Annotated in this window: 26 protein-coding genes and 1 other RNA gene; 21 read left to right on the top strand and 6 right to left on the bottom strand. The window is 68.8% G+C overall.

Annotation, left to right across the window (positions count from 1 at the left end):
- Positions 1–104: 104 nt before the first annotated feature.
- The 11 genes from O5M90_RS28110 to O5M90_RS28060 all read left to right on the top strand — a co-directional run bounded on the left by O5M90_RS28110 (position 105) and on the right by O5M90_RS28060 (position 8,709).
- Positions 105–938: a transporter substrate-binding domain-containing protein gene (locus O5M90_RS28110; RefSeq protein ID WP_269840709.1), complete on the top strand. Its 834-nt coding sequence runs from the start codon at positions 105–107 to the stop codon at positions 936–938.
- A gap of 73 nt (positions 939–1,011) precedes the next feature.
- Positions 1,012–1,710: an amino acid ABC transporter permease gene (locus tag O5M90_RS28105; RefSeq protein ID WP_269840710.1), complete on the top strand. Its 699-nt coding sequence runs from the start codon at positions 1,012–1,014 to the stop codon at positions 1,708–1,710.
- A complete protein-coding gene (locus tag O5M90_RS28100; protein ID WP_269840711.1) occupies positions 1,707–2,390 on the top strand; it encodes an amino acid ABC transporter permease in 684 nt (227 codons plus the stop codon). The genes O5M90_RS28105 and O5M90_RS28100 overlap by 4 nt, the downstream gene beginning before the upstream one ends.
- Positions 2,387–3,139, top strand: coding sequence for an amino acid ABC transporter ATP-binding protein (locus O5M90_RS28095; RefSeq protein ID WP_269840712.1), 753 nt, complete (start codon positions 2,387–2,389; stop codon positions 3,137–3,139). The genes O5M90_RS28100 and O5M90_RS28095 overlap by 4 nt, the downstream gene beginning before the upstream one ends.
- A 78-nt stretch (positions 3,140–3,217) precedes the next feature.
- Positions 3,218–3,769 carry an NADPH-dependent FMN reductase gene (gene ssuE, locus O5M90_RS28090; RefSeq protein WP_269840713.1) on the top strand — a complete coding sequence of 184 codons (552 nt, stop codon included), beginning with the start codon at positions 3,218–3,220 and terminating at the stop codon, positions 3,767–3,769.
- A 31-nt stretch (positions 3,770–3,800) separates the two neighbouring features.
- The gene (locus tag O5M90_RS28085) at positions 3,801–4,781 is read left to right on the top strand and encodes a sulfonate ABC transporter substrate-binding protein (protein ID WP_440402495.1); all 981 of its coding nucleotides are present in this window, start codon (positions 3,801–3,803) and stop codon (positions 4,779–4,781) included.
- A complete protein-coding gene (gene ssuD, locus O5M90_RS28080; RefSeq protein WP_269840714.1) occupies positions 4,778–5,965 on the top strand; it encodes an FMNH2-dependent alkanesulfonate monooxygenase in 1,188 nt (395 codons plus the stop codon). The genes O5M90_RS28085 and ssuD overlap by 4 nt, the downstream gene beginning before the upstream one ends.
- A 7-nt stretch (positions 5,966–5,972) precedes the next feature.
- Entirely contained in the window at positions 5,973–6,386 is a 414-nt protein-coding gene (locus O5M90_RS28075) for a VOC family protein (protein WP_269840715.1), read from the top strand.
- Entirely contained in the window at positions 6,358–7,161 is an 804-nt protein-coding gene (ssuC, locus tag O5M90_RS28070; protein ID WP_269840716.1) for an aliphatic sulfonate ABC transporter permease SsuC, read from the top strand. Before O5M90_RS28075 ends, ssuC begins: the two co-directional genes overlap by 29 nt.
- Positions 7,158–8,027 carry an ATP-binding cassette domain-containing protein gene (locus O5M90_RS28065; protein ID WP_269840717.1) on the top strand — a complete coding sequence of 290 codons (870 nt, stop codon included), beginning with the start codon at positions 7,158–7,160 and terminating at the stop codon, positions 8,025–8,027. The genes ssuC and O5M90_RS28065 overlap by 4 nt, the downstream gene beginning before the upstream one ends.
- Positions 8,028–8,064: 37 nt before the next feature.
- Positions 8,065–8,709 (top strand): peroxiredoxin, encoded by a 645-nt coding sequence (locus tag O5M90_RS28060; RefSeq protein WP_269840718.1) that lies wholly within the window; start codon positions 8,065–8,067, stop codon positions 8,707–8,709.
- 9 nt (positions 8,710–8,718) lie between these two features.
- On the opposite strand, the gene O5M90_RS28055 is transcribed toward O5M90_RS28060, so the two are convergent.
- From O5M90_RS28055 to O5M90_RS28030, 6 genes are all read right to left on the bottom strand, one after another.
- Positions 8,719–8,795, bottom strand: a non-coding RNA gene (locus O5M90_RS28055) — sX9 sRNA.
- A 61-nt stretch (positions 8,796–8,856) separates the two neighbouring features.
- Positions 8,857–9,717, bottom strand: a complete 861-nt coding sequence (locus tag O5M90_RS28050) for an ABC transporter permease (RefSeq protein ID WP_269840719.1) — start codon at positions 9,715–9,717, stop codon at positions 8,857–8,859.
- A complete protein-coding gene (locus O5M90_RS28045) occupies positions 9,714–10,532 on the bottom strand; it encodes an ABC transporter ATP-binding protein (protein WP_269840720.1) in 819 nt (272 codons plus the stop codon). The genes O5M90_RS28050 and O5M90_RS28045 overlap by 4 nt, the downstream gene beginning before the upstream one ends.
- Positions 10,532–11,539, bottom strand: a complete 1,008-nt coding sequence (locus O5M90_RS28040; protein WP_269840721.1) for an ABC transporter substrate-binding protein — start codon at positions 11,537–11,539, stop codon at positions 10,532–10,534. Before O5M90_RS28040 ends, O5M90_RS28045 begins: the two co-directional genes overlap by 1 nt.
- Before the next feature lie 23 nt (positions 11,540–11,562).
- Positions 11,563–12,462: a TauD/TfdA dioxygenase family protein gene (locus tag O5M90_RS28035; protein WP_440402494.1), complete on the bottom strand. Its 900-nt coding sequence runs from the start codon at positions 12,460–12,462 to the stop codon at positions 11,563–11,565.
- 85 nt (positions 12,463–12,547) lie between these two features.
- A complete protein-coding gene (locus tag O5M90_RS28030) occupies positions 12,548–13,594 on the bottom strand; it encodes an isopenicillin N synthase family dioxygenase (RefSeq protein ID WP_269840722.1) in 1,047 nt (348 codons plus the stop codon).
- A gap of 155 nt (positions 13,595–13,749) precedes the next feature.
- Here O5M90_RS28030 and O5M90_RS28025 point away from each other — a divergent pair, with 155 nt between their 5' ends.
- The 10 genes from O5M90_RS28025 to O5M90_RS27980 all read left to right on the top strand — a co-directional run bounded on the left by O5M90_RS28025 (position 13,750) and on the right by O5M90_RS27980 (position 23,742).
- Positions 13,750–15,072 carry an O-acetylhomoserine aminocarboxypropyltransferase/cysteine synthase family protein gene (locus O5M90_RS28025; protein ID WP_269840723.1) on the top strand — a complete coding sequence of 441 codons (1,323 nt, stop codon included), beginning with the start codon at positions 13,750–13,752 and terminating at the stop codon, positions 15,070–15,072.
- 313 nt (positions 15,073–15,385) lie between these two features.
- Positions 15,386–16,606, top strand: coding sequence for an acyl-CoA dehydrogenase family protein (locus tag O5M90_RS28020; RefSeq protein WP_269840724.1), 1,221 nt, complete (start codon positions 15,386–15,388; stop codon positions 16,604–16,606).
- An 11-nt stretch (positions 16,607–16,617) separates the two neighbouring features.
- Entirely contained in the window at positions 16,618–17,427 is an 810-nt protein-coding gene (locus O5M90_RS28015; protein ID WP_269840725.1) for a methionine ABC transporter ATP-binding protein, read from the top strand.
- Positions 17,420–18,109 carry a methionine ABC transporter permease gene (locus tag O5M90_RS28010; protein WP_440402493.1) on the top strand — a complete coding sequence of 230 codons (690 nt, stop codon included), beginning with the start codon at positions 17,420–17,422 and terminating at the stop codon, positions 18,107–18,109. Before O5M90_RS28015 ends, O5M90_RS28010 begins: the two co-directional genes overlap by 8 nt.
- A gap of 24 nt (positions 18,110–18,133) precedes the next feature.
- The gene (locus O5M90_RS28005; RefSeq protein WP_269840726.1) at positions 18,134–18,934 is read left to right on the top strand and encodes a MetQ/NlpA family ABC transporter substrate-binding protein; all 801 of its coding nucleotides are present in this window, start codon (positions 18,134–18,136) and stop codon (positions 18,932–18,934) included.
- Positions 18,931–20,337: an LLM class flavin-dependent oxidoreductase gene (locus O5M90_RS28000; protein WP_269840727.1), complete on the top strand. Its 1,407-nt coding sequence runs from the start codon at positions 18,931–18,933 to the stop codon at positions 20,335–20,337. The genes O5M90_RS28005 and O5M90_RS28000 overlap by 4 nt, the downstream gene beginning before the upstream one ends.
- On the top strand, positions 20,334–21,332 hold the full coding sequence (locus O5M90_RS27995; RefSeq protein ID WP_269840728.1) for an aliphatic sulfonate ABC transporter substrate-binding protein: 999 nt from the start codon (positions 20,334–20,336) through the stop codon (positions 21,330–21,332). Before O5M90_RS28000 ends, O5M90_RS27995 begins: the two co-directional genes overlap by 4 nt.
- Positions 21,333–21,342: 10 nt before the next feature.
- Positions 21,343–22,176: an ABC transporter permease gene (locus O5M90_RS27990; RefSeq protein WP_269840729.1), complete on the top strand. Its 834-nt coding sequence runs from the start codon at positions 21,343–21,345 to the stop codon at positions 22,174–22,176.
- Positions 22,176–22,904 (top strand): ABC transporter ATP-binding protein, encoded by a 729-nt coding sequence (locus tag O5M90_RS27985; RefSeq protein ID WP_269840730.1) that lies wholly within the window; start codon positions 22,176–22,178, stop codon positions 22,902–22,904. The genes O5M90_RS27990 and O5M90_RS27985 overlap by 1 nt, the downstream gene beginning before the upstream one ends.
- A gap of 37 nt (positions 22,905–22,941) precedes the next feature.
- Positions 22,942–23,742 (top strand): MetQ/NlpA family ABC transporter substrate-binding protein, encoded by an 801-nt coding sequence (locus tag O5M90_RS27980; protein ID WP_269840731.1) that lies wholly within the window; start codon positions 22,942–22,944, stop codon positions 23,740–23,742.
- The last annotated feature ends 2 nt before the right edge of the window (positions 23,743–23,744 follow it).

The following is a 23,744-nucleotide window of genomic DNA, read 5'->3' as shown; positions in this document are numbered from 1 at the left end:
CCCTGCTGCCGCAATCCGCACATGCATATACGCAAGCCTTCCTTCCCCGCGGCTGGGTGGCTGCCTAAGCTGGCGCCACCATCAACAACACCGAGGGATTTGCCATGAATATCAATCGCCGACTGCTGCTCATCAGCGCCGCCGCGATGCTGGCCCTGAGCCCGATCGCCCACGCCGACCAGCTCGACGACATCAAGAAGAAGGGCGAGCTGGTCGTCGGCGTGCTGGGCACCGACGAGCCCAACAGCTTCATCGACCCCAAGACCCGCGAGATCATCGGCTACGAGGTCGATCTGGCCCAGGCCGTCGCGAAGAAGCTGGGCGTCAAACTCAAGCTCAAGCAGCTGGCCGTGGCCGCCCGCATCCCCGAGCTGCAGCAGGGCCATGTCGACATCCTGGCCGCCTCGCTGACGCACAACAAGGAGCGCGAGGCGGTGATCGACTTCTCGCTGACCACCTTCGTGACCGGCCAGAAGGTGCTGGTCAAGAAGGACAGCGGCATCAAGAGCGTCGCCGAGCTGGCCGGCAAGAAGGTCGTCACGGTCAAGGGCGGCACACAGGAACCGAATATCCGCAAGGCGGTCGGCAATGTCGAGGTCGTGACCTTCGACACCGGCCCGCAGGCCTTCCAGGCGCTGCAGCAGGGCAAGGGTCTGGGCTTCGTCAATGACGAAATCTCGCTGATCGACCAGTACGCCAAGCTTGGCAAGGCCCAGGCCGACTACCTGATCCTGCCGCAGAACATCAGCATCGAGCCGCTGGCCCTGGGCCTGAAGAAGGGTGAGACCAAGCTCAAGGCCCAGGTCGACGAGGCGCTGCGCGAGCTGGAGAAGTCCGGCGAGGCCAACAAGCTCTTCGTCAAATGGTACGGCCCGAGCACCCGTCTGAAGTTCCAGACCCGCAGCTTCAAGATCGAGAGCGACAAGGTCGACTCCTGATCCGCGCGCCTCGCGCCTGACCGAACGCCCCGCCCGACCGGCGGGGCGTTCGCTTGTTCTCCTCGTCACGCCCATGCCCACTCTTGACTTCAGCGCCCTGCTCTCGGGGCCTCACCGCGACTGGTTGATCGCCGGCCTGCAGTTCTCGCTGCAGATCACGGCGCTATGCCTGCTGCTGGCCCTGCCGCTGGCCGTGCTGGTGGCGTTGTTGCGACTGGCGCCGCTGCGCGCGCTGCGGGCGCTGGGCTTTGCCTTCGTCGAAGGCATTCGCAGCGTGCCCCTGCTGGTGCATATGCTGTTCTGGTATTTCGGCGCCCCCGAGCTGCTGCCCGAGGGCTTCAAGCAGTGGCTGTATGCCGGCAATATCGAGGCCACCAGCGCGGTCGCCGCGCTGACGCTCTACACCGCCGCCTTCATGGCCGAGGACATCCGCTCGGGTCTGCGCGCGGTGCCCGCCACGCAGTTCGAGGCGGCGCGCGCGCTGGGCCTGGGCTTTCTGGCCAGCATGCGCCTGGTGATACTGCCGCAGGCCCTGCGCATCACCGTGCCGCCGCTGATCTCGCAGACTCTGAACCTGTGGAAGAACAGCAGCATCGCCAGTGCCATCGGCGTGGCCGAGCTGATGTATCAGGCGCAGCGGGTCGAGTCGGCCAGCTTTCGCGGCTTCGAGACCTTCGCGCTCGCGACCGCCGCCTATCTGGGCATCTCCTTGCTGATCACCGTCGCCTCGCTGTGGTTCCAGCGGCGCTATCCGGCGAGGGCGGCCACATGATGGAGCTGATCGAGACCTACTGGCTTTACTTCCTGATCGGCCAGTATCCGAATGGCCCGCTGGGCGGCCTGGCCCTGACCCTGGTGCTGGCCAGCCTGGCCATCGTGCTGGCGCTGCCGGCCGGCGTGCTGCTGGGCCTGGCGCGGGTCAGCCCCTGGGCGGCGCTGCGCCTGCCGGTCACCGGCCTGGTCTGGGTGGTGCGCGGCACGCCGCTGCTGATGGTGGTGTTCTGGGCCTACTTCTTCCTGCCGGTGCTGACCGGGCACAAGAGCGACCAGTTCACGACCATGCTGGTGGCCCTGGTGCTGTTCGACGCCGTCTATCTGGCCGAGATCGTGCGCGCCGGCCTGCAGGGTCTGCCGGCCGGCCAGATGGAAGCTTCGCGCTCGCTGGGCCTGAGCTACTTCCAGGCGCTGCGCCTGGTGCTGCTGCCGCAGGCGCTGCGCCATATGCTGCCCTCGCTGATCAACCAGTTCATCACGACGATCAAGCACACCTCGCTGGGCACCATCATCGGCCTGTCCGAGCTGAGCTTCATCGCCTCGCAGATCAATATCCAGGTGCTGGTCAAGCCGCTGGAGGTCTACAGCACCCTGGCCCTGAGCTATTTCATCCTCTGCTTCGGCCTTTCGCGCCTGGCTTATGCGCTCGAAGCGCGACTCACGACAAGACGCCCATGATCCAGTTCGACAAGGTCAACAAATGGTATGGCAGCTACCAGGCCCTGGTGGAGGTCAGCGAGCAGATCGCCGAGGGCGAGGTGGTCGTCGTCTGCGGCCCCTCGGGCTCGGGCAAGAGCACGCTGATACGTACGCTGAACCGGCTTGAACCGATCCAGGGCGGCCGCATCCTGATCAAGGGCGAGGACATCCACCGCAAGGGCCTGGATGTCAACGAGTTCCGTTCCCATATCGGCTTTGTGTTCCAGCAGTTCAATCTCTTCCCCCATCTCAGCGTGCTGGACAACTGCACGCTGGCGCCGATGCGCCTGCGCGGCCTGAGCCGGGAGCAGGCCCGCGAGCGTGCCCATGCGCTGCTGCAGCGCGTCGGCCTGGCCCACAAGGCCGATGCGCTGCCGGCCCAGCTCTCCGGCGGCCAGCAGCAGCGCGTGGCGATCGCCCGCGCGCTGGCGATGCAGCCGCCGCTGATGCTGTTCGACGAGCCCACCAGCGCACTGGACCCCGAGATGGTCGGCGAGGTGCTGCTGGTGATGCGCGATCTGGCGGCCGAGGGCATGACCATGGTCTGCGTGAGCCACGAGATGGGCTTTGCCGCCGAGGTGGCCGACCGCGTGCTCTTCATGGACCAGGGCCGGGTGCTGGAGCGGGCCACGCCGCAGGACTTCTTCAACCGGCCCCAGCATCCACGCGCCCAGCAGTTCCTGGCCGATATCCGCTCGCCCTTCGCGCATCAATTGGAAAACGGCTAAGCAAGGACGAAGTTCTTCGTTCGCCGCAGATTCCCGGCTCCGTAGAGTGCGGCCATCACCGCTTCCCGCACCAACACCATGTCACTGCTCCTGATCGCCGCCAGCCCCAGCGCCCGTTCGCGCTCCGGCGCCCTGCTCGGCGCGGCCGCCGAGCGGCTGCAGCATCTGGGGCTGACGCCGCAGACCCTGCGCCTGCGCGAACTGCCGGCCCAGGCCCTGCTGCATGCCGACTTCAAGAACGAGGCGATCCAGCAGGCCCAGCAGGCGGTGGCCGAGGCCCGTGTGATCGTGCTGGCCACACCGATCTACAAGGCCGCCTACAGCGGGCTGCTGAAGGTCTTTCTGGACCTGCTGCCGCAGGACGGGCTGAAGGGCAAGGCCGTCTGGTCGCTGGCCAGCGGCGGCAGCCTGGCCCATCTGCTGGCGCTGGACTATGCCTTGCTGCCGGTGCTGACGGCGCTGGGCGCACGCGCCCATATCGACTCGGTCTACGCCACCGACGGCCAGATCAGCCAGAGCAGCGACGGTGACTACCGGGTCGGCGACGAGATCACGCGCCGTCTCAGCCTGGGCGCCGCCCAGCTGTTCGAGCACCTGCCGCAGCCGGCCGCCGTGCTGGCCCACGACTGAACCCTTCCCGCATAGACAGATCGGAGACCTTGTGAACCTGCTCTCGACAACCCGCCGCCACGCCCTGCTGAAACCCCTGCTGCTCGCCACGCTGGGCCTGCTCACCGGCCTGGCCCAGGCCCAGACCTCCGAGCTGCGCATCGGCTTCCAGAAATACGGCACCCTGACGCTGCTGAAGGCCAAGGGTGATCTGGAGAAGCGCCTGGCGCCACAAGGCATCACGGTCAAATGGGCCGAGTTCCCGGCCGGCCCCCAGCTGCTGGAAGGCCTCAATGTCGGCTCGATCGACTTCGGCACCGTCGGCGAGGCGCCGCCGATCTTTGCCCAGGCGGCCGGTGCCGATCTGGTCTATGTCGCGAACCAGCCCCCGGCACCGACGGCCGAGGCCGTCATCGTGCCCAAGGACTCGCAGATCAAGACCGTGGCCGATCTGAAAGGCAAGAAGATCGCGCTGAACAAGGGCTCGAACGTGCACTTCCTGCTGGTCAAGCTGCTGGAGAAGGCCGGCCTGAAGTACACCGATGTGCAGGTGATCTTCCTGCCACCGGCCGATGCGCGTGCCGCCTTCGAACGCGGCTCGGTCGATGCCTGGGTGATCTGGGACCCCTTCCTGGCCGCCGCCGAGCGCCAGATCGGCGCCCGGGTCGTTGCCGACGGTCGCGGCGCGGTGGCCAATCACCAGTTCTATCTGGCCGCCCGGCCCTATGCCGACAAGCGCCCCGAGGTGATACAGATCATCGTCGAGGAGCTCGCCAAGCTCGACGCCTGGGCCGAGGGTCGGGCCAAGGAAGTCGCCCAGCTGCTGGCCCCGCAGATCGGCCTGGACCTGGCCATCACCGAGCTGGCCGCCAGCCGCTTTGCCTATGGCATCAAGCCGATCAGCCCCGCCGTCGCGGCCGAGCAGCAGAAGATCGCCGATGTGTTCTTCGAGCTGAAGCTGATCCCCAAGGCGATCAAGATCAGCGACGCCCTGCCCCGATCCCTGAAGACCGCCAGCACGAGCAAGCCATGAAGATTCTCTGGTTCATCCCCACCCACGGCGATTCGCGCTACCTGGGCACGGCCCAGGGCGCCCGCGTGGCCGACTTCGCCTACTTCAAGCAGATCGCGATCGCGGTCGACAGCCTGGGCTACGAGGGTGTGCTGCTGCCCACCGGGCGCAGCTGCGAGGATTCCTGGGTCGTGGCCGCCAGCCTGATCGACGCGACCCGCCGGCTCAAGTTCCTGGTGGCGCTGCGACCGGGCCTGGTGGCGCCGGTGCAATCGGCCCGCATGGCCGCCACGCTGGACCGCCTCTCCGGCGGGCGCCTGCTGGTGAACCTGGTCACCGGCGGCGACGCCGAGGAGCTGGCCGGCGACGGCCAGTTCCTGCCGCATGCCCAGCGCTACGAGCAGTCGACCGAATTCCTGGCCATCTGGCGCGAAGCCCTGGCGGCCAGCCATCGCGGCGAGGCCTTCGACTACGAGGGCCGGCATCTGCGCGTTGAAGGCGGCAAGCTGCTCTACCCGCCGATCAACAAACCCTATCCACCGATCTTCTTCGGCGGTTCGTCCGACGAAGCTCACGAGCTGGCTGCGGCCCAGGTCGACACCTATCTGACCTGGGGCGAGCCGCCGGCAGCGGTGGCGACCAAGGTCGCCGATGTGCGGGCACGCGCGGCAAGCCAAGGTCGCGAGCTCGAGTTCGGCATCCGCCTGCATGTGATCGTGCGCGAGACCGAAGACGAGGCCTGGCGCGCCGCCGCCGAGCTGGTCCAGCATCTGGACGAGAAGGTCGTGGCGGCCGCCCAGGCCAAGTTCGCCAGCATGGACTCGGTGGGCCAGCGCCGCATGGCCGAGCTGCACAAGGGCAAGTTCAACAAGGCCAATGTGCGCGAGGGCCTGGAAATCGCGCCCAACCTCTGGGCCGGCGTCGGCCTGGTGCGCGGCGGTGCCGGCACCGCCCTGGTCGGCGATCCGCAGCAGGTGGCGGACCGCATCAAGGAATACGCGGCCCTGGGGCTGAACTACTTCGTGCTCTCGGGCTATCCGCATCTGGAGGAGGCGCACCGCTTCGCCGAGCTGGTGTTCCCGCTGCTGCCGCTGGATGTGCAGGAGCGGCTGCAGGGACCGAAGCTGACCGGCCCCTTCGGCGAGATCGTGGCCAACAACTATGTGCCGCAGCCTGCCGTGCACAAAGCCGCGTCGGCATCCTGACAAGACAATGGTTGCCGCTCTCGTCCACCATGTGCAGCTGCCGATGCCGCCCGGCGGGGCTCGCGTGGCACGGCGCTTCTACGAATCCCTGCTGGGCCTGCGCGAGCACCGCGACCCGGCGCTGGACCGCCCCGGCGTGCTGCGCTTCGCGCTGGGCGGTGCGCGGCTGGACCTCAGCGAGGGCCTGTACAGCGGTGTCGCGCCGCAAGCCCATCTGGCCCTGACCGTGCAAGACCTGGCCCCGCTGCTGCGCCGCCTGCAGGCGGCCGAGCATCCGGTGGATCGCAGCCTGCTGTCCGAGGGCCGGGCCTATACCGAAGACCCCTTTGGCAATCGGCTGGAGCTGATCGAGGCGCCGGCCGAAACAAGCCCCTTCGTACTGCGAGACCATCATGTCACCGAACTCAAGCTGGCGCTCTGACTGGGGCCGCCTGACCCTCACGCGCTTGCTGCCCTGGCTGCTGCCGCTGGCCCTGCTGGCAGGCTGGCAGCTGAGCGCCCAGTGGGGCTGGCTGTCGACCCGCGTGCTGCCCGAACCCTGGGCGGTGGCCAAGGCTTTCGTGGCGCTGGCGGCCTCGGGCGAGCTGTGGGGCCATGTCTGGGTCAGCACCGGCCGCGCGCTGCTGGGTTTTGCGATCGGCGGCGGCCTGGGCCTGGCGCTGGGCCTGCTGACCGGCTCGCTGCGCTGGGCCGAGACCCTGCTGGACTCCAGCCTGCAGATGCTGCGCAACATCCCGCCGCTGGCCCTGATCCCGCTGGTGATCCTGTGGTTCGGCATCGACGAGAGCGCCAAGCTCTTCCTGGTCTCTCTGGGCGTGTTCTTCCCGCTCTATCTGAACACCTTCCACGGCATCCGCTCGGTCGACCCGGCCCTGATCGAGATGGCGCGCTCCTACGGCCTGTCCGGCTGGCAGCTCTACCGCCAGGTCATCCTGCCCGGCGCCACCGCCTCCATCCTGGTGGGCGTGCGCTTCTCGCTGGGCCTGATGTGGGTGCTGCTGATCGTCGCCGAGACCATCTCGGCCCAGGCCGGCATCGGCTATATGACGATGAACGCCCGCGAGTTCCTGCAGACCGATGTGGTGCTGGTGGGCATTCTTCTTTACGCGCTGCTGGGCAAACTGGCTGACGTGCTGGCGCGTGGGCTTGAGCGCGCCTGGCTGCGCTGGCATCCGGGGTATCAACAAGCATCATGACCATCAGCAGCGAAATCGATGTGCTGAACGCCGGCGCGCTGGCCTTCCCCGAGTTGCGGCCAGCGCAGGCGGCGACACTGCAGCGCCGCCGCAGCGAGGCCGGCGTGGCCCTCAGGCTCGAAGGCCTGAGCAAGCGCTATGGCGAACGCCAGGTGCTGCAGGCCCTGGACCTGCAGATCTGGCCCGGTGAGTTCGTTGCCATCGTCGGCCGCAGCGGCTGCGGCAAGAGCACGCTGCTGCGTCTGCTGGCGGGGCTCGAAGCACCGACGGCCGGCACGGTCGGCGGATTGGCCGGCAACGACACCCGCTTCATGTTCCAGGACGCCCGCCTGCTGCCCTGGGCCCGCGTGGTCGACAACGTGGCCTTGGGCCTGCCAGGCCCGGATGCCCGCGACCGTGCGGCTACCGCGCTGGCCCAGGTCGGCCTGGCCGAGCGCGGCGGCGACTGGCCGGCCCGGCTCTCGGGCGGCCAGCGTCAGCGCGTGGCGCTGGCGCGCGCGCTGGTGCATGCGCCGCGTCTGCTGCTGCTGGACGAGCCGCTGGGCGCGCTGGACGCGCTGACCCGCATCGAGATGCAGGCCCTGATCGAAGGGCTGTGGCTGCGCCATGGCTTCACCGCGCTGCTGGTGACCCATGATGTCTCGGAGGCGGTGGCCCTGGCCGACCGGGTGCTGCTGATCGAGGACGGCCGGGTCGCGCTGGACGAGCGCATCCCGCTGCCGCGGCCACGTCAGCACGGACCGGCCTTCGCCGCGCTGGAACAGCGCCTGCTGGATCGCGTGCTCAGCAAGCCGGCCAGGACCGAGCCCGAACCCGCCGCCCTGCCCGATGCGCTGCCGGCCCAGGCCCTGCGCTGGGCCTGGTGACATCGCACCGTTTTTTCCAACCACTCAAGGACCCACCATGGCCAGCCTCAGACTCGGCGACATCGCCCCCGACTTCACCCAGGACTCCAGCCAGGGCCCGATCAGCTTCCATGCCTGGCTCGGTGACAGCTGGGGCGTGCTGTTCTCGCACCCGGCCGATTTCACGCCGGTCTGCACCACCGAGCTGGGTCGCACCGCCAAGCTCGCGGGCGAGTTCGCGCGCCGCCATGTCAAGGCCATCGCGCTGTCGGTCGACCCGGTCGAATCGCACCAGCGCTGGATCGCCGACATCAACGACACCCAGGGCACAGAGGTCGAGTTCCCCATCATTGCCGACGCCGACCGCAAGGTGAGCGAGCTCTATGACCTGATCCACCCGAACGCCAGCACCACCGCCACGGTGCGCTCGCTCTTCATCATCGACCCGGCCAAGAAGGTGCGGCTGATCATCACCTACCCGGCCAGCACCGGCCGCAACTTCGACGAGATCCTGCGCGTGATCGACTCGCTGCAGCTGACCGAGTACCAGGGCGTGGCCACACCGGCCGACTGGAAGGACGGCGACGATGTCGTGATCCTGCCGTCCATCCAGGACCCCGAGATCCTGAAGCAGAAGTTCCCGCAGGGCTTTGACGCTGTGCGGCCCTGGCTGCGCTATACCCAGCTGCCCAAGAAGCACTGAACCAGAAGAGGCTGAGAGTTCTCGTAGCGAGCCGCCGTCAGGCTAGGCGGACGGCGCGCAGGAACCGGAACGTACTTCCTGTACGTGAGGATTCCGAGCACCGGCCAACGACGCATGGCGGCGGCGCAGTAGAGAAGACTCAGCCTCTTAGCGCTGCATGCCCCAGCGCCGGATGGTCAGGCGCTCCAAGGTGTTGAACACCAGACTCTCGACCACCAGGCCGATCAGGATCACCATGGCCAGGCCGGCGAAGACACGGTCGGTGTAGAGCTCGTTGCGATTCTGGAAGATGTACCAGCCCAGCCCGCCGCGCCCCGAGGAGGCGCCGAAGAACAGCTCGGCAGCGACCAGGGTGCGCCAGGCAAAGGCCCAGCCGATGCGCAGGCCCGACAGGATGGCGGGCAGGGCCGAGGGCACCAGGATCTGCAGCACGAAGCGCAGGCCGCTCAGGCCGTAGTTGCGGCCCGCCATGCGCAGCGTCTCCGGCACGGCCTGGAAGCCGGCAAAGGTGTTCAGCGACAGCGGCCACAGCACCGCATGCACCAGCACAAAGATCAGGCTGGTCGGGCCCAGGCCGAACCACAGCAGGGCCAGCGGCAGCAGCGCGATGGCCGGCAGCGGGTTGAACATCGCGGTCAGCGTGGCCAGGAGATCACGGCCGATGCGCGTCGAGATGGCCAGCGCGGTCAGCGCCAGGCTCAGCAGCACGCCCAGCGCATAGCCCTGCAGCAGCAAGCCGATCGACATGCCGGCGCGCAGCAGCAGCTCGCCGCTGCGCCAGCCCTCGACAAAGGCCCCGGCGGTCTGGCTGAAGCTGGGCAGCAGCAGATCGTTGTCGGCCCAGCGTGCCAGCAGCTCCCACAGCCCGGCCAGCAGCAGCAGGATCAGGCCGCGCCGCAGCGCGGTGATCTGGGCCAGGCGCTGCGGCCAGGGCAGGCGCCGCTCCAGCGCAGCGGCCGGCAGCGGCGCCGGCGCGATCTCGTATTCGGGGCGCAGCAGGGTACTCATGACGGGTCGGGAGAAGAAAACAGCAAACGGTGGATGCGCTGAGTCTGCGCCTGGAAGTCGGCCGAACCGGCGCTGCTCAGGTCGAAGCGCTCGGCATCGAGCTCGGCCCGCACCCGGCCCGGATGCGGGGACAGCAGCAGGATGCGGTTGCCCACCACCAGCGCTTCCTCGATCGAGTGGGTGACGAAGAGCAGCGTGAAGCGCTCCTGCTGCCACAGCTGCAGCAACTCCTCCTGCATGCGTCGGCGCGTCAGCGCGTCCAGCGCGGCGAAAGGCTCGTCCATCAGCAGCACGCGCGGCGCCATCGCCAGCGCCCGCGCGATCGCGACACGCGCCTTCATGCCGCCCGAGAGCTCATGGGGATAGACGCCGGCGAAGTCGGCCAGACCGACCTTGTCCAGCCAGTGCAGCGCACGCTCACGGGCCTCGGCCCGGCCGGCGCGCCCGCTCGCCAGCAGCGGGAACTCGACATTGGCCAGCACCGTCTTCCAGGGCGGCAGCTGGTCGAACTCCTGGAACACCGCGACCCGGTCGGGGCCGGGACCGTGGATGGGCCGCCCATCCAGCAAGACCTGACCCTCGCGCGGCGCCAGAAAGCCGCCGACCGCCTTCAGCAGCGAGGACTTGCCGCAGCCCGAGGCGCCCAGCAGCACGAAACGGTCGCCCTCCTGCACCGCGAAGTCGACGCGGTGGGTGGCACGCACGATGCGTCCCGGCGTCGCGTACTCCAGGCTCAGGCCCTGGACCTGCAGCAGCGGCCGGGCGGCAGCGAGCTGCGGCGCGGGCGCCAGCACCTCCTCCAGCAAGGCACTCATCAGTTGGCAGCAGCGTTGTGCGCGTCTTCGAAGAAGTAGTCGCGCGCAGAGCTGGGCTTGGTCTTGATCGCGCCGACACGGTGCATGAAATCGGCCAGCGGGTAGGTGTTCTGCGGCGTCAGCTTGAACTGCACCTCGGGGTTCTTGATGATCTTGATCAGGAAGTCGCGGTCGATCTTGGAGTTGTTGGTGCGGATGAAGATATCGGCCGAGGCCTCGGGCTTGGCGGTGGCGAAGGCGGCCGCCTCGGCCAGCGCGTCGACGAAAGCCTTGTAGGTCTTGGGATTCTCGCGGCGGAACTTCTCGGTGCCGTAGAGCACGGTGGCCGAGGCCGGACCGCCCAGCACGTCATAGCTCTTCAGCACGATGCGGGCGTTCGGATTGCCGGCCAGGCCCTGCTCCTGGAAGGGCGGGTTGCCGAAGTGGGCGGTGATCTCGCTGCCGCCCTTGATGATGGCGGCAGTCGCCTCGGGATGCGGCAGCGCGACCTGCAGCTTGTCCAGGCGGTTGTACTGGGACTCGCCCCAGAGCTTGGCGGAGGCCAGCTGCAGCACCCGCGACTGCACCGACACGCCCACCGCCGGCAGCGCGATGCGGTCCTTGTCGCTGAAGTCGGCAATGGTCTTGACGGCCGGGTTGTTGGTGGTCAGGTAGTAGGGGAAGTTGCCCAGCGAAGCGATGCCGCGCACGCGGCCCTGGGTGCGGTCCCAGATCGTCAGCAGCGGGCCGACGCCGGCCCCGGCCACATCGATGCTGCCCGACAGCAGGGCCTCGTTGACGGCGGCGCCGCCCGAGAGCTTGACGTTCTCGACCTTGATGTTGATGCCGGCGGCCTTGCCGTGCTTCTCGATCAGCTGCTGGTCCTGGGCGATATTGAGCAGCAAATAGACGATGCCGAACTGCTCGGCAATGCGCAGCTGCCCCTCGGCATGGCCGGGCAGCGAGGCGGCCAGCAGGCCCAGCGAGGCGACGGCCGTGGCGATTTTCTTGATCAGCGGTGTTTTCATGATGTGGCGTGAGGACGGGGGAATCAGAACGGGCGATCGCCGGCGATGGTGCTGCGGTTGAGGCGGCGGCGCAGATGGTCGGGGCAGCCGGCGGCCAGATGGGTGACCGAGCGGTTGTCCCAGAACACCATGTCATGCGGCTGCCAGGCGTGGCGGTAGATCAGTTCGGCGCGGCTGCTCAGCGCGAACAGCTCCTGCAGCAGCGCACGGCTCTCATCCTCGGGCAGGCCGATGATGCGGGTGGTGAAATGCTCGCTGACGAAGAGCGCGCGGCGACCGTTCTCCGGGTGGGTGCGCACCACCGGATGGATGGCAGGCTGGACCGCGTCGATCTGGGACTGGCTCAGCGCCGGCCGCCAGGGGTTGCGCGCGCGCAGCTCCTCGTACTTGCACAGATAGCTGTGCTCGGCCTGCAGGCCCTCGATCGCGCTCTTCAGTGCCTTGGGGGCCATCTCCCAGGCCAGGTGCTGGTTGGCGAACAAGGTGTCGCCGCCCTCCTCGGGCAGCTCGATCGCATGCAGCATCGAGCCCAGGCTGGGGCGCTCCTTGTAGGACAGGTCGGAGTGCCAGTAATGGCCGGCGTCGCCCAGGCCGATCGGCTGCCCCTGCGCGTCGCGGATATTGGAGACCACCAGCAGTTCCGGATGGTCGGGCAGCAGGAACTGGCTCAGCACATGGATCTCCAGCGTGCCCCAGCGGCGGCTGAACTCGACCTGCTGGGCCGGCGTGATGCGCTGCTCGCGGAACACCAGCACATGGTGGTCCAGATGGGCGCGGTGCAGCCGGGCGAAGTCCGCCGGCGCCAGCGGGCGGCTCAGGTCCAGCCCCAGCACCTCGGCGCCCAGTGGGGCATCCAGGGCTCGGATCTCAAAGCCCTGCTCGCTGCGGGTCGGGGCGGGGGGCGACAAGGTGGCATTCGTCATGCCCGCACTCTAGGCAGGCCTGATCAGTACAGGAACGAATGGGAGCAAATACCCAAGCTCGAAAATCACATAAGGAATCGGTACCTCAGCGCGGCAGCGCATCCGCGTAGAAGGCCTGCGCCACATCGACATGCGAGCGCAGCCGGCCTTTCAGGAAGTTGCGGCCGGCATGGGGGATCAGCGGGTTCAGCGGATCGAGCTCGACGCCGCGCGCCTGGGCCGCCAGATCGGCCGGCAGTTGCAGCGCGCTCAGCGTGGCATCGAGCCGGGGGCCGTGGAAGTAGGCCACCGACAGACGCTCGATACCGCTGGGCGGGCTGATGACACGATGCAGGGTGGCGCGCAGATAGCCGCCCGACAGGATCTCCAGCACCTCGCCCAGATTCACGACCAGGCTGCCTGGCAGCGGCGGCACCTCGATCCAGCCGCCGCCGAACTGCACCTGCAGGCCGCCCTGGCGGTCCTGCTGCAGCAGGGTCAGGCAGCCGCTGTCCTTGTGCGCGCCGACCCCTTGCTGGCCCTGGGCCGGCGTGCGGCCCGGATAGCGGATCAGCTTCAGATGCTGGACCGGCTCGGGCTCGAACAGGGCCTCGAAGCTGCGCTCGGGCTGCTGCAGGGCCAGCGCCAGCGCGCGCAGCAGGCTGCGGGCCACGCCGCTCATCTGGTCCTGCCAGGCCAGCAGCCGGGTCTTGAGCTGGGGCAGCTCGGCCGGCCATTGATTGGGGCCTTGGAGGCGCCGCCAGGCCTGCTCGGCGCTGCCGGTCTCAGCCTCGGGCAGCGGCGTACGCTCCGCGCCGATGTCCAGCTGCTCGCGCCAGTCGGGCGCGCCGCGGGTGATCTCCTCGCCATAAGCCGTGTAGCCACGAAAGTGCGGCGAGTTGGCCATGCGCAGCGCCAGCTTGCGCTCACGCGGCAGCGCGAAGAACTCCCGCCCGCTGGCGAACAGGCCGGCCACCTCGTTGGCGCCCAGGCCGTGGCCTTGCAGATAGAAGAAGCCGACCCGGTGCGCCGTCTCGCGCAAGCGGGTGATGAAGCGGGCCCGGCTGCCGGGCGTGCCGCCATTGAAGTCGCGCAGATCCAGCAGCGGCAGGGCTGCCGCCGCGCTCGAATCCTGGCTTGCTGCTGAACTCATGGTGTGCCCACTCCCGCGTGATGACCGTGCCACCTTAGTGCGTCCGGGGCCCCACCCCAAGCGCGCAGTGCGCAGATGCATATGCGCGCTTTGCAGTTCGCGCCGGCCCGACCCGGCCCTAGCCTGCAGCCACCATTCAAGCGGAGAGCACCACGATGAGCAGCAGCCCCAAGCCCACTCTGAACCCGAACTGGCGCTTCGAGACCCGGTCCCTGCACGCCGGCTACCGGCCCGACCCGACGACCCGCGCGGCCGCCGTGCCGATCTACCAGACCGTGGCCTATGCCTTTGACAGCGCCCAGCATGGCGCCGACCTCTTCGACCTGAAGGCCGAGGGCGCGATCTACACCCGCATCAACAACCCGACGCAAAGCGTGCTGGAGGAGCGGCTGGCGGCGCTGGAAGGCGGCGTCGGCGCGCTGGCCGTGGCCTCGGGCCAGGCGGCCGTGACCTATGCGATCCTGACCATCGCCGAGGCCGGCGACAACATCGTGGCCTCCAGCGCCCTCTACGGCGGCACCTACAACCTGTTCGCCCACACGCTGCCGCAGTACGGCATTGCCACGCAGTTCGCCGACTACCGCCAGCCCGAGAGCTTCGAGGCGCTGATCAACGACAAGACCAAGGCGGTCTTCGTCGAGTCGCTGGGCAATCCGCAGGGCAATGTCACCGACATCGAGAAGATCGCCGCGATCGCGCACCGCCACGGCGTGCCGCTGATCGTCGACAACACCGTGCCCAGCCCTTACTTGAGCCGTCCGATCGAGCATGGCGCCGACATCGTCGTGCACTCGCTGACCAAGTACCTGGGTGGCCATGGCACGGCCATCGGCGGCGCCATCATCGACTCGGGCAAGTTCCCCTGGGCCCAGCACAAGGAACGCTTCAAGCGCCTCAACGAGCCCGATGTCAGCTACCACGGCGTGGTCTATACCGAGGCCGCCGGGCCGGCCGCCTACATCACCCGCGCGCGGGTCGTGCCGCTGCGCAACACCGGCGCGGCGATCTCGCCCTTCAACGCCTTCCTGATCCTGCAGGGCATCGAGACCGTGGCCTTGCGGGTCGAGCGCATCAGCGAGAACGCGCTGAAGCTGGCACAGCATCTGAAACAGCATGCCAAAGTGGCCTGGGTCAACTACGCCGGCCTGGAGGAGCATCCGGATCATGCGCTGGTGCAGAAATACCTCGGCGGCAAGGCCTCGGGCGTGCTGACCTTCGGGCTCAAGACCGCCGCCGGCCAGTCGCCTCGCGAGGCCGGCGCGCGCTTTCTCGATGCGCTGCAGCTCTTCACCCGCCTGGTCAATATCGGCGACGCGAAATCGCTGGCCACCCACCCGGCCTCGACCACGCACCGCCAGCTCTCGCCGGCCGAGCTCGACCGCGCCGGCGTCAGCGAGGACACGGTGCGGCTGTCGGTGGGCATCGAGCACATCGACGACCTGCGGGCCGATCTGGAGCAGGCGCTGGCGGCGGTCTGAGCCGGCGCTTATGCAAGCGCCGCCCAAGCATCAACGATTTGCTTCGTGGTCGGCCGTACGGGCCGCCATTACTCTGAACACCGTGCTGGAGAGCATGTCGAGAGAGGAAGAGAAGAAGAGGTCAGCTCCTGCGGAGCTCGATCCACGAAGAGGGAGCGCTTCACAGCGTTGAGACATGCCGGCCCCTGGCCGGCATGGGACGGGCCAGACCGTGCCGAGGTTGTCATGGGGTGTCATAGGGGTATGGCGAAGGAGATGACCCCGGCACGGTTCTGGACCCGTTTTTTTTGATACCGCACAGCGACGAGATCCGATGACAAGCAGTACCTTGATACGAACGCCCAAGGCAGCCGACGGCCCCACGCTTGACCACGTCCTGGGGTCAGGTCTTGAGCTGCTGGCCGAGCAGCTGGCGGCCACCGCCGTCGAGCGCGACCGCCACGGCGGCCATGCGGCGCATGAGCGCGAGCTGATACGCGCCAGCGGCCTGCTGGCGCTGACCATCGCCCCCGAGCTGGGCGGCCTGGGCGGCGGCGTGGCCGAGCTGTTCGGCGCGGTGCGCCGGCTGGCCCAGGTGGACAGCGCCCTGGCCCATGTGCTGGGCTTTCACCATCTGCAGCTGTTCGGCGTGCAGCTCTATGGCGGCCCGGCCGCTGCGCAGCATGGCCAGCGCCATCTGGCCGACACCGCCGAGCAGCGCCTGTTCTGGGGCAATGCGCTGAACCCGGCCGACACCCGGCTGCAGGCACGGCGCGTGGACGGCGGTTACCGGCTGCAGGGCCTGAAGAGCTTCTGCTCCGGCGCGCTGGGCTCGGACCGGCTGACCCTGTCGGCGACGACGGCCGATGGCGGCTTCCTGATCGGCATCGTGCCGACCCGGCGCGAGGGCGTGCAGGTCGAGAGCGACTGGGACGCCTTCGGCCAGCGCCAGACCGACAGCGGCACGGTGCGCTTCGACGAGGTCTGGCTGGCCGACGCCGAGCTGCTGCAACTGCCCGGCACCGCGCCGACGCCGCGCGCCACGCTGCGCTCCCAGATCGCCCAGGGCATCATGGCCCATCTCTATCTGGGCATTGCCGAGGGCGCCTTCGACGCGGCGCGCCGCTACACGCTGGAGCACAGCAAGCCCTGGTTTGCCTCGGGCGTGGCACGCGCGGCCGACGACCCGCTGATCCAGCAGCGCTACGGCGATCTCTGGCTGTATCTGCGCCCGGCCCAGGCCCTGGCGGACGCCGCCATGCGCGAGCTGGCGCAGGCACTCGCGCGCGGCGAGGCGCTGACGACCGCCGAACGCGGCGCGGTGGCCGTCGCCAATGCCGAGTCCAAGGTGCTGGCGCACCGCGCCGCCATCGAGGTCAGCACCCAGCTCTTCGAGCTGACCGGTGCGCGCAGCACCTCGGGCCGCCTCGGCCTGGACCGCTTCTGGCGCAACGCCCGGGTCCACACCCTGCACGACCCGGTCGACTACAAGCTGCGCGACCTCGGCCGCCATGTGCTGGACGCGCGCATTCCCGACCCCACCGCTTATTCCTGACAACAAGCTTGATGACCAGCAAACTCCAACACCTGCCGCTGATCCGGCTCGAAGGCCTGAGCAAGTCCTTCGCGCTGCCGGATGGCCAGCGCTTTCACGCGGTCAGGGACGCCAGCCTGCAGATCCGCGAAGGCGATATCTTCGGCCTGATCGGCAAGAGCGGCGCCGGCAAGTCCACCCTGCTGCGCCTGATCAATCTGCTGGAGCGGCCCGATGCCGGCCGCGTCTTCGTCGCAGCGCGCGAGCTGAGCGCCCTGCCCCAGCGCGAGCTGCGCGCCGCGCGCCAGAACATCGGCATGATCTTCCAGCAGTTCAATCTGCTGCAGAACGCCAGTGTGGCCGAGAACGTGGCCTTCCCGCTGCGCCTGCACGGCCGCTTCAACAGCGCCGAGATCGAAGCCCGCGTGGCCGAATGCCTGGCCCTGGTAGGCCTGAGCGACAAGGCCACCAGCTACCCGGCCCAGCTCAGCGGCGGCCAGAAGCAGCGCGTGGCCATTGCCCGCGCGCTGGCGCCGCGCCCGGCGGTGCTGCTGTGCGACGAGCCGACCTCGGCGCTGGACGCCGAGACCACCCGCGAGCTGCTGGCCACGCTGGCCGACATCAACCGCCGCCTGGGTGTGACCATTGTCATCGTCACCCATGAGCTGCCGGTGGTGCAGCAGCTGTGCCGCCAGGTCGCGGTGATCGAGGACGGCGCCATCGTCGAGCAGTTCGCGGTGGCCGAGGCCGGCACGCGCGGCCGCACCGCGCTGGCCCGCGAGCTGGCCCAGTTGCAGCGCCTGGCCGCGCTGCAGCAGCAAGAGGAGGCGGCCTATGCTTGAGGCGCTGCTGCCGGCGAACATCGTCGCCATCCTGCCCGAGCTCTGGGTCTCCTTCGGCCAGACCGCGCTGATGCTGGCCATAGGCCTGAGCGCCGCCGTGCTCTTCGGCGGCCCGCTGGGCGTGCTGCTCTTTCTGCTGAGCCCGGGCCAGTCGCTGGCCCAGCGGCCCTGGTCCGGCCCGGCCTACCGGCTGCTGAACTGGCTGGTCAACACGGTGCGCAGCTTCCCCTTCATCATCCTGCTGGTGGCCCTGGTGCCGATCACCCGGGTGATCGCCGGCACCTCGATCGGCCCGCTGGCCGCCGCCGTGCCGCTGTCCTTCGCCGCGATTCCCTACTTCGCCCGCCTGGTCGAGCAGTGCATCCGCGAGGTGCCGCGCGGCGTCATCGAGGCCGCCCATGCGATGGGCGCTTCGGAGCTGCAGATCGTCTTCAAGGTGCTGGTGCGCGAGGCGCGCGCCGGCCTGGTCAGCGCGCTGACCGTGCTGGCCATCAGCTTCCTGTCCTACTCGGCCGTAGCCGGCGTGGTCGGCGGCGGCGGCATCGGCGATCTGGCGATCCGCTACGGCTACTACCGCTTCCAGACCGATGTGATGGTGCTGACCGTCGCGGTGCTGATCGCCCTGGTCCAGCTCATCCAGTTCATCGGCAATACCGCAGCGCGCCGGCTCGACAAGCGCTGACCCCCTCATCCAAAGGACCTTCCCATGCATCCCGTTCGTCGCTCCCTGATCGCCCTGGCCCTCGTCGCCACCGCCCTGCCCGCCCTGGCCCAGTCCAAGAAGGAGCTGGTCATCGGCGCCACCGCCGGCTCCAATATCGAAGTCTTGCGCCTGGGCATCCAGCCGCAGCTGGAGAAGAAGGGCTACAAGCTCAAGCTGGTCGAGTTCAACGACTATGTGCAGCCCAACCATGCGCTGGCCCAGGGCTCGCTGGACGCCAACTTCTTCCAGCACATCATCTATCTGAACAAGTTCAAGGCCGACCAAAAGCTGGACCTGGTCGACATCGTCCAGGGCCCGATCGCACCGCTGGGCATCTACTCGAAGAAGCGCAAGAGCATCGCCGAGATCAAGGCCGGCGACCGCATCACCCTGCCCAACGACCCCAGCAATCTGGCGCGCGCCCTGGTGCTGCTGGAGCAGCACAAGCTGCTGACCATCAAGCCGGGGCTGGATCCGCTGCGCGTCAGCGAGAAGGACATCGCGACAAACCCGCTGAACCTGAAGCTGCAACCGCTCGAAGCCGCCCAGCTGCCGCGCACGCTGGACGACGCCGACTTCGCCATCATCAACGGCAATTTCGCGATCTCCTCCGGGCTCAAGCTGACCGAGGCCGTGGTACTGGAGAAGACGCCCGATCACTACCTGCTGGTGGCGGCGGTGCAGAGCAAGAACAAGGAACAGCCCTGGGCCCGCGACCTCGCCGAGGCCTTCCGCACGGCCGAGTTCAAGGCGGTGCTGAAGAAGAACTTCCCCGGCTACGCTCGTCCAAGTTTCCTGCAATGAGCCAGGCCAAGCCGATCCGGTTCAATGCGTTTGCAATGAACACCGTGGGACACCAGTCCCCCGGTTTGTGGACCCACCCGCGCGACCAGTCGCACCGCTACACCGATCCGGTCTACTGGCAAGACCTGGCACGGCTCTTGGAGCGCGGCCGCTTCGACGGCGTCTTCCTTGCCGATGTGCTGGGGGTCTACGATGTCTTCGAGGGCAGCGCCGCGGCGGCGCTCAAGCATGGTGTGCAGCTGCCGCTGGGCGACCCGCTGGCCTTGATACCGCTGATGGCCTCGGTCACCGAGCATCTGGGCTTTGGTGTCACCTGCGCGCTGACCTACGAGCACCCCTACAGCTTCGCGCGCCGGCTCTCGACGCTGGACCATCTGACGCGCGGCCGCGTTGGCTGGAACATCGTCACCGGCTATCTGGACAGCGCCGCGCGCAATCTGGGCCTGGAGCAGCAGATCGGCCATGACGAGCGCTACGACCTGGCCGACGAATACCTGGACGTGGTCTACAAGCTCTGGGAGCTGAGCTGGGAGGACGGCGCCGTCGTCCGCGACAAGACCGGCAAGCTCTTCACCGACCCCGCCAAGGTGCATGCGATCGGGCACCGGGGCGAGCACTACCGCGTGCCCGGCATCCATCTCAGCGAGCCCTCGCCGCAGCGCACGCCGGTGCTCTACCAGGCCGGCACCTCCTCGCGCGGCAAGGCCTTCGCCGGCCGGCATGCCGAATGCGTGTTCGTCAGCGGACCGAGCCAGACGGTGCTGCGCGGCTATGTGGACGGCATCCGCGCCGCGACCGTCGCGGCCGGCCGCGCGGCCGACGATGTGCTGATCTACGCCCAGGCCCTGATCATCACCGGCGCCACCGAGCAAGAGGCGCAGGCCAAGCTGGCCGAGTACCGCCAGCACATCGACATCGAGGCCGCGCTGGCCCTGCTGTCGGGCTGGACCGGCGTGGACTTCTCGCGCTATCCGCTGGACGCGACCATCGAGTACCTGGACACCCAGGCCGGCCGCACGGCGCTGGCCTCCTTCAGCAGCGCCGACCCGAGCAAGCGCTGGACCGTGCGCGAGGCCGCCGAGTTCATCGGCCTGGGCGGACGCGGGCCGGTGCTGGTCGGCAATCCGGCCCAGGTGGCCGATCAGCTGATCGCCTGGGCAGACGCCACCGGCCTCGATGGCTTCAACCTGACCTATGCGGTGGCCCACGAGACCCTGCGCGAGGTGGTAGAGCTGATCGTGCCGGAGCTGCAGGCCCGCGGCCGCTACCGCCGCGAGTACCAGCCCGGCAGCACCCTGCGCCAGCAGCTGTTCGGCCAGGGTGACCGCCTCAAGACCAGCCATGCCGGCCGTCAGGTCCGGCTGCAGAACGACAAACAAGCAACGTTGGAGCAAGCCGCATGACATCCCTTCCCCTCACCCGCCGCCAGACCCTGGCCCTGGCCCTGGGCCTGGGCCAGGCCGCGCTGCCGGCCGTCCGCAGCGCCCACGCCGCCGACGCACCCAAGGAAGTGCGCCTGGACTACGCCTACTACTCGCCGTCCAGTCTGGTGCTGCGCCGCTTTGGCTGGCTGGAAGAGGACCTCAAGAAGGACGGCATCCCGGTGCGCTGGGTGCTCAGCGCCGGCAGCAACCGGGCGCTGGAATACCTGAACGCCGGCAGCCTCGACATCGGCTCCACCGCCGGCCTGGCCGCGCTGCTGGCGCGCGCCAACGGCAACCCCATCAAGGCGCCCTATATCTACTCGCGGCCCGAGTGGACCGCGCTGGTGGTGCGCGCCGATTCGCCGATCAAGACCCTGAGCGATCTGCGGGGCAAGAAGGTCGCGGCGACCAAGGGCACCGACCCCTATCTGTTCCTGCTGCGCTCGCTGCAGACCGTGGGCCTGAAGCGCAGCGATATCGAACATGTGGCCCTGCAGCATGCCGATGGCCGTGCCGCGCTGGAGCAGGGCCGCGTCGATGCCTGGGCCGGACTGGACCCGCATATGGCGGCCAGCGAGCTGGGCAGCGGCGCCCGCCTGCTCTACCGCAATATGGGCTTCAATACCTATGGCTTCCTGAATGTGCGCGAGGACTTTCTCGCCCGCCACCCGCGCGAGGTGCAGCGCGTGATCGCCGGCTACGAGCGGGCCCGGCAATGGATTCTGGCCAACACCACCGAGGCCGCGAAGATCCTGTCCGAGGAGGCCAAGGTCAGCCTGCCGGTGGCCCTGCTGCAGATCAAGCTGCGCACCGACCTCAGCACGCCCCAACCCGGCGCCGAGCACATCAAGGCCTTGCAGGCGGCCGCACCCATTCTGCTGGCCGAGCAGCTGGTCAAGCCCGGCACCGATCTGAACAAGACGGTGAGCGATCTGGTCGACACCCGCTTCGCGGCCGGCCTGCTGCGCACCTGAGGCCGGTGTCATGGCGGTCGAGCATGAACTGAGCGCGCACCTGACGCCGCCACAGCCGAGCCCGGCGAAGCCGGCGCGCGGCCTGCCGCTGGCCTGGCTGGGGCTGCTGCCGCCGCTGGCCCTGCTGGCGCTGGCCGAGCTGGCGGTGCGGCTCGCCTGGGTGGCGCCGAATCTGCTGCCGGCCCCCAGCGATGTGCTGGCGACGCTGCAGGAGCTGGCCCGGCAGGGCGGGCTGCTGGGCCATATCGGCAGCAGCACGCTGCGCGTGGCCGGCGGCTTTGCGCTGGGCGCGAGCCTGGCCCTGCTGCTGGGCGCGCTGGTGGGCCTGTCGCGGGTGGCCGAGGCCTTGCTGAACCCCAGTTTCCAGGCGCTGCGCGCCATCCCCTCGCTGGCCTGGGTGCCGCTGCTGCTGCTGTGGCTGGGCATCGACGAGGCGCCCAAGATCACGCTGATCGCGATCGGTGCCTTCTTCCCGGTCTTCATGGGCGTGTCCTCGGGCTTTCGCGATGTGGACCGCAAGCTGGTCGAGGTGGCACGGCTGCGCGGCCTCTCGCGCGCCGCGCTGGCGCGGCGGGTGCTGCTGCCGGCCGCGCTGCCGGCGGTGCTGACCGGCCTGCGCAACGGCCTGAGCCTGGCCTGGATGTTCATGGTGGCGGCCGAGCTGATCGCCGCCAGCCGCGGCCTGGGCTATCTGCTGACCGACGGCCGCGAGACCAGCCGGGCCGATATCGTGCTGGCCGCCATCGTGCTGCTGGCCCTGCTGGGCAAGCTCAGCGACAGCCTGATGGCGACGCTCGAAACCCGCGCGCTGCACTGGCGCGACAGCTTCGGAGCGGCCCCCTGATGCTGGACCTGCATATCCGCCACAAGCGCTATCCGGGCCGCAGCCAGCCGGTGCTGGGCGAGCTGCGCCTGAGCCTCGCGGCCGGCGAGGTGCTGGCCCTGGTCGGCGCCAGCGGCTGCGGCAAGAGCACGCTGCTGCGCATCGTCGCCGGGCTGGAGCCTGACTACGAGGGCCAGGTCTTGCTGGATGGCCGGCCGCGGCAAGGTCTGAGCCGCGAGATCGGCTATGTGTTCCAGGAGCCGCGGCTGTTCCCCTGGCTGACGGTGGCCGAGAACGTCGGCTTCGACATCGGCCAGGGCTATGACGCGCCCCGGGTGAGCGCGCTGCTGGCCGAGGTCGGCCTGGCCGGCTACGAGGGCCATCTGCCCAAGCAGCTGTCCGGCGGCCAGGCCCAGCGCGTCGCGATCGCCCGCGCGCTCTACACGCGGCCGCGCCTGCTGCTGCTGGACGAGCCCTTCTCGGCCGTCGACGCCTTCACCCGCATCAAGCTGCAGGACCTGATCATCGAGCTGGCCCGCGCCCACGGCAGCGCGCTGCTGCTGGTAACCCACGACGTCGACGAGGCGGTGCTGCTGTCGGACCGGGTGCTGGTGCTGGAGGCAGCGCCGGGCCGCATCGCCCGGGAACAGCTCGTCGAGCTGCCGCGCCCCCGCTCCCGCCACGATGCCCGCCTGGCCGCCCTGCGCGCCCAGGTGCTGGACGCCCTGCATGCGGTGCATGCGCTGTAGCAGCCCGCTGATTTTTCCTTCCCTCCCACGCCACGATATGAGCAACAACACCAAACGCTTTGCCCTCAAGACGCTGCTCGCCCTGAGCCTCGCCGCCACCGGCCTGGCCCAGGCCCAGGACACGACGATCAAGATCGCCGTCACCAACGGCCCCCATGCCCAGATCGCCGAGGTCGCCAAGAAGGTGGCCGAGCGCCAGGGCCTGAAGCTGCAGATCGTCGAGTTCGCAGACTACATCCAGCCCAATGCGGCGCTGGACGCCGGCGATGTGCAGGCCAACAGCTTCCAGCACCTGCCCTTTCTGCAAAGCCAGATCCAGGCGCGCGGCTACAAGATCAGCGCGGTCGGCAACACGGTGACCGCGCCGCTGGGCTTCTACTCGAAGAAGTACAAATCGCTGGCCGATCTGCCCAGAGGTGCCAAGGTGGGCATCCAGAACGATCCCAGCAACAGCGGCCGCGCCCTGAACGTGCTGGCCCAGGCCGGCCTGATCAAGCTCAAGCCCACGGCCGGCATCAGTGCCACCCTGGCCGATCTGACCGACAACCCGAAGAACCTGCAGATCATCCAGGTCGAGGCCGCCCAGCTGCCGCGCACGCTGGACGATCTGGATGCCAGCGCGATCAACACCAATTACGCGGTGCAGGCCGGCCTGCTGCCCAGCCGCGACGCCATCGCGATCGAGCCGGCCCAGAGCCCCTATGCCAATCTGATCGCGGTGCGCACCGCCGACAAGGACAAGCCCTGGGTGGCCGCCCTGGTCAAGGCCTTCCAGTCCCCCGAGGTGCGCAGCTTTGTCGAGACCAGCCTGAAAGGCTCGCTGATCCCGGCTTTCTAGCC

The organism is Paucibacter sp. M5-1 (assembly GCF_027498415.2).
GTDB lineage: Bacteria > Pseudomonadota > Gammaproteobacteria > Burkholderiales > Burkholderiaceae_C > Roseateles_E.
The sequence above is the reverse complement of the archived record's forward strand: the minus strand, read 5'-3'. Positions and strand labels throughout refer to the sequence as shown.

Coding starts and splice junctions, on each gene's coding strand:
- O5M90_RS28110 (WP_269840709.1), top strand. CDS start 105: ATGAATATCAATCGCCGACTGCTGCTCATCAGCGCCGCCGCGATGCTG.
- O5M90_RS28105 (WP_269840710.1), top strand. CDS start 1,012: ATGCCCACTCTTGACTTCAGCGCCCTGCTCTCGGGGCCTCACCGCGAC.
- O5M90_RS28100 (WP_269840711.1), top strand. CDS start 1,707: ATGATGGAGCTGATCGAGACCTACTGGCTTTACTTCCTGATCGGCCAG.
- O5M90_RS28095 (WP_269840712.1), top strand. CDS start 2,387: ATGATCCAGTTCGACAAGGTCAACAAATGGTATGGCAGCTACCAGGCC.
- ssuE (WP_269840713.1), top strand. CDS start 3,218: ATGTCACTGCTCCTGATCGCCGCCAGCCCCAGCGCCCGTTCGCGCTCC.
- ssuD (WP_269840714.1), top strand. CDS start 4,778: ATGAAGATTCTCTGGTTCATCCCCACCCACGGCGATTCGCGCTACCTG.
- O5M90_RS28075 (WP_269840715.1), top strand. CDS start 5,973: ATGGTTGCCGCTCTCGTCCACCATGTGCAGCTGCCGATGCCGCCCGGC.
- ssuC (WP_269840716.1), top strand. CDS start 6,358: ATGTCACCGAACTCAAGCTGGCGCTCTGACTGGGGCCGCCTGACCCTC.
- O5M90_RS28065 (WP_269840717.1), top strand. CDS start 7,158: ATGACCATCAGCAGCGAAATCGATGTGCTGAACGCCGGCGCGCTGGCC.
- O5M90_RS28060 (WP_269840718.1), top strand. CDS start 8,065: ATGGCCAGCCTCAGACTCGGCGACATCGCCCCCGACTTCACCCAGGAC.
- O5M90_RS28050 (WP_269840719.1), bottom strand. CDS start 9,717: ATGAGTACCCTGCTGCGCCCCGAATACGAGATCGCGCCGGCGCCGCTG.
- O5M90_RS28045 (WP_269840720.1), bottom strand. CDS start 10,532: ATGAGTGCCTTGCTGGAGGAGGTGCTGGCGCCCGCGCCGCAGCTCGCT.
- O5M90_RS28040 (WP_269840721.1), bottom strand. CDS start 11,539: ATGAAAACACCGCTGATCAAGAAAATCGCCACGGCCGTCGCCTCGCTG.
- O5M90_RS28035 (WP_440402494.1), bottom strand. CDS start 12,462: ATGACGAATGCCACCTTGTCGCCCCCCGCCCCGACCCGCAGCGAGCAG.
- O5M90_RS28030 (WP_269840722.1), bottom strand. CDS start 13,594: ATGAGTTCAGCAGCAAGCCAGGATTCGAGCGCGGCGGCAGCCCTGCCG.
- O5M90_RS28025 (WP_269840723.1), top strand. CDS start 13,750: ATGAGCAGCAGCCCCAAGCCCACTCTGAACCCGAACTGGCGCTTCGAG.
- O5M90_RS28020 (WP_269840724.1), top strand. CDS start 15,386: ATGACAAGCAGTACCTTGATACGAACGCCCAAGGCAGCCGACGGCCCC.
- O5M90_RS28015 (WP_269840725.1), top strand. CDS start 16,618: ATGACCAGCAAACTCCAACACCTGCCGCTGATCCGGCTCGAAGGCCTG.
- O5M90_RS28010 (WP_440402493.1), top strand. CDS start 17,420: ATGCTTGAGGCGCTGCTGCCGGCGAACATCGTCGCCATCCTGCCCGAG.
- O5M90_RS28005 (WP_269840726.1), top strand. CDS start 18,134: ATGCATCCCGTTCGTCGCTCCCTGATCGCCCTGGCCCTCGTCGCCACC.
- O5M90_RS28000 (WP_269840727.1), top strand. CDS start 18,931: ATGAGCCAGGCCAAGCCGATCCGGTTCAATGCGTTTGCAATGAACACC.
- O5M90_RS27995 (WP_269840728.1), top strand. CDS start 20,334: ATGACATCCCTTCCCCTCACCCGCCGCCAGACCCTGGCCCTGGCCCTG.
- O5M90_RS27990 (WP_269840729.1), top strand. CDS start 21,343: ATGGCGGTCGAGCATGAACTGAGCGCGCACCTGACGCCGCCACAGCCG.
- O5M90_RS27985 (WP_269840730.1), top strand. CDS start 22,176: ATGCTGGACCTGCATATCCGCCACAAGCGCTATCCGGGCCGCAGCCAG.
- O5M90_RS27980 (WP_269840731.1), top strand. CDS start 22,942: ATGAGCAACAACACCAAACGCTTTGCCCTCAAGACGCTGCTCGCCCTG.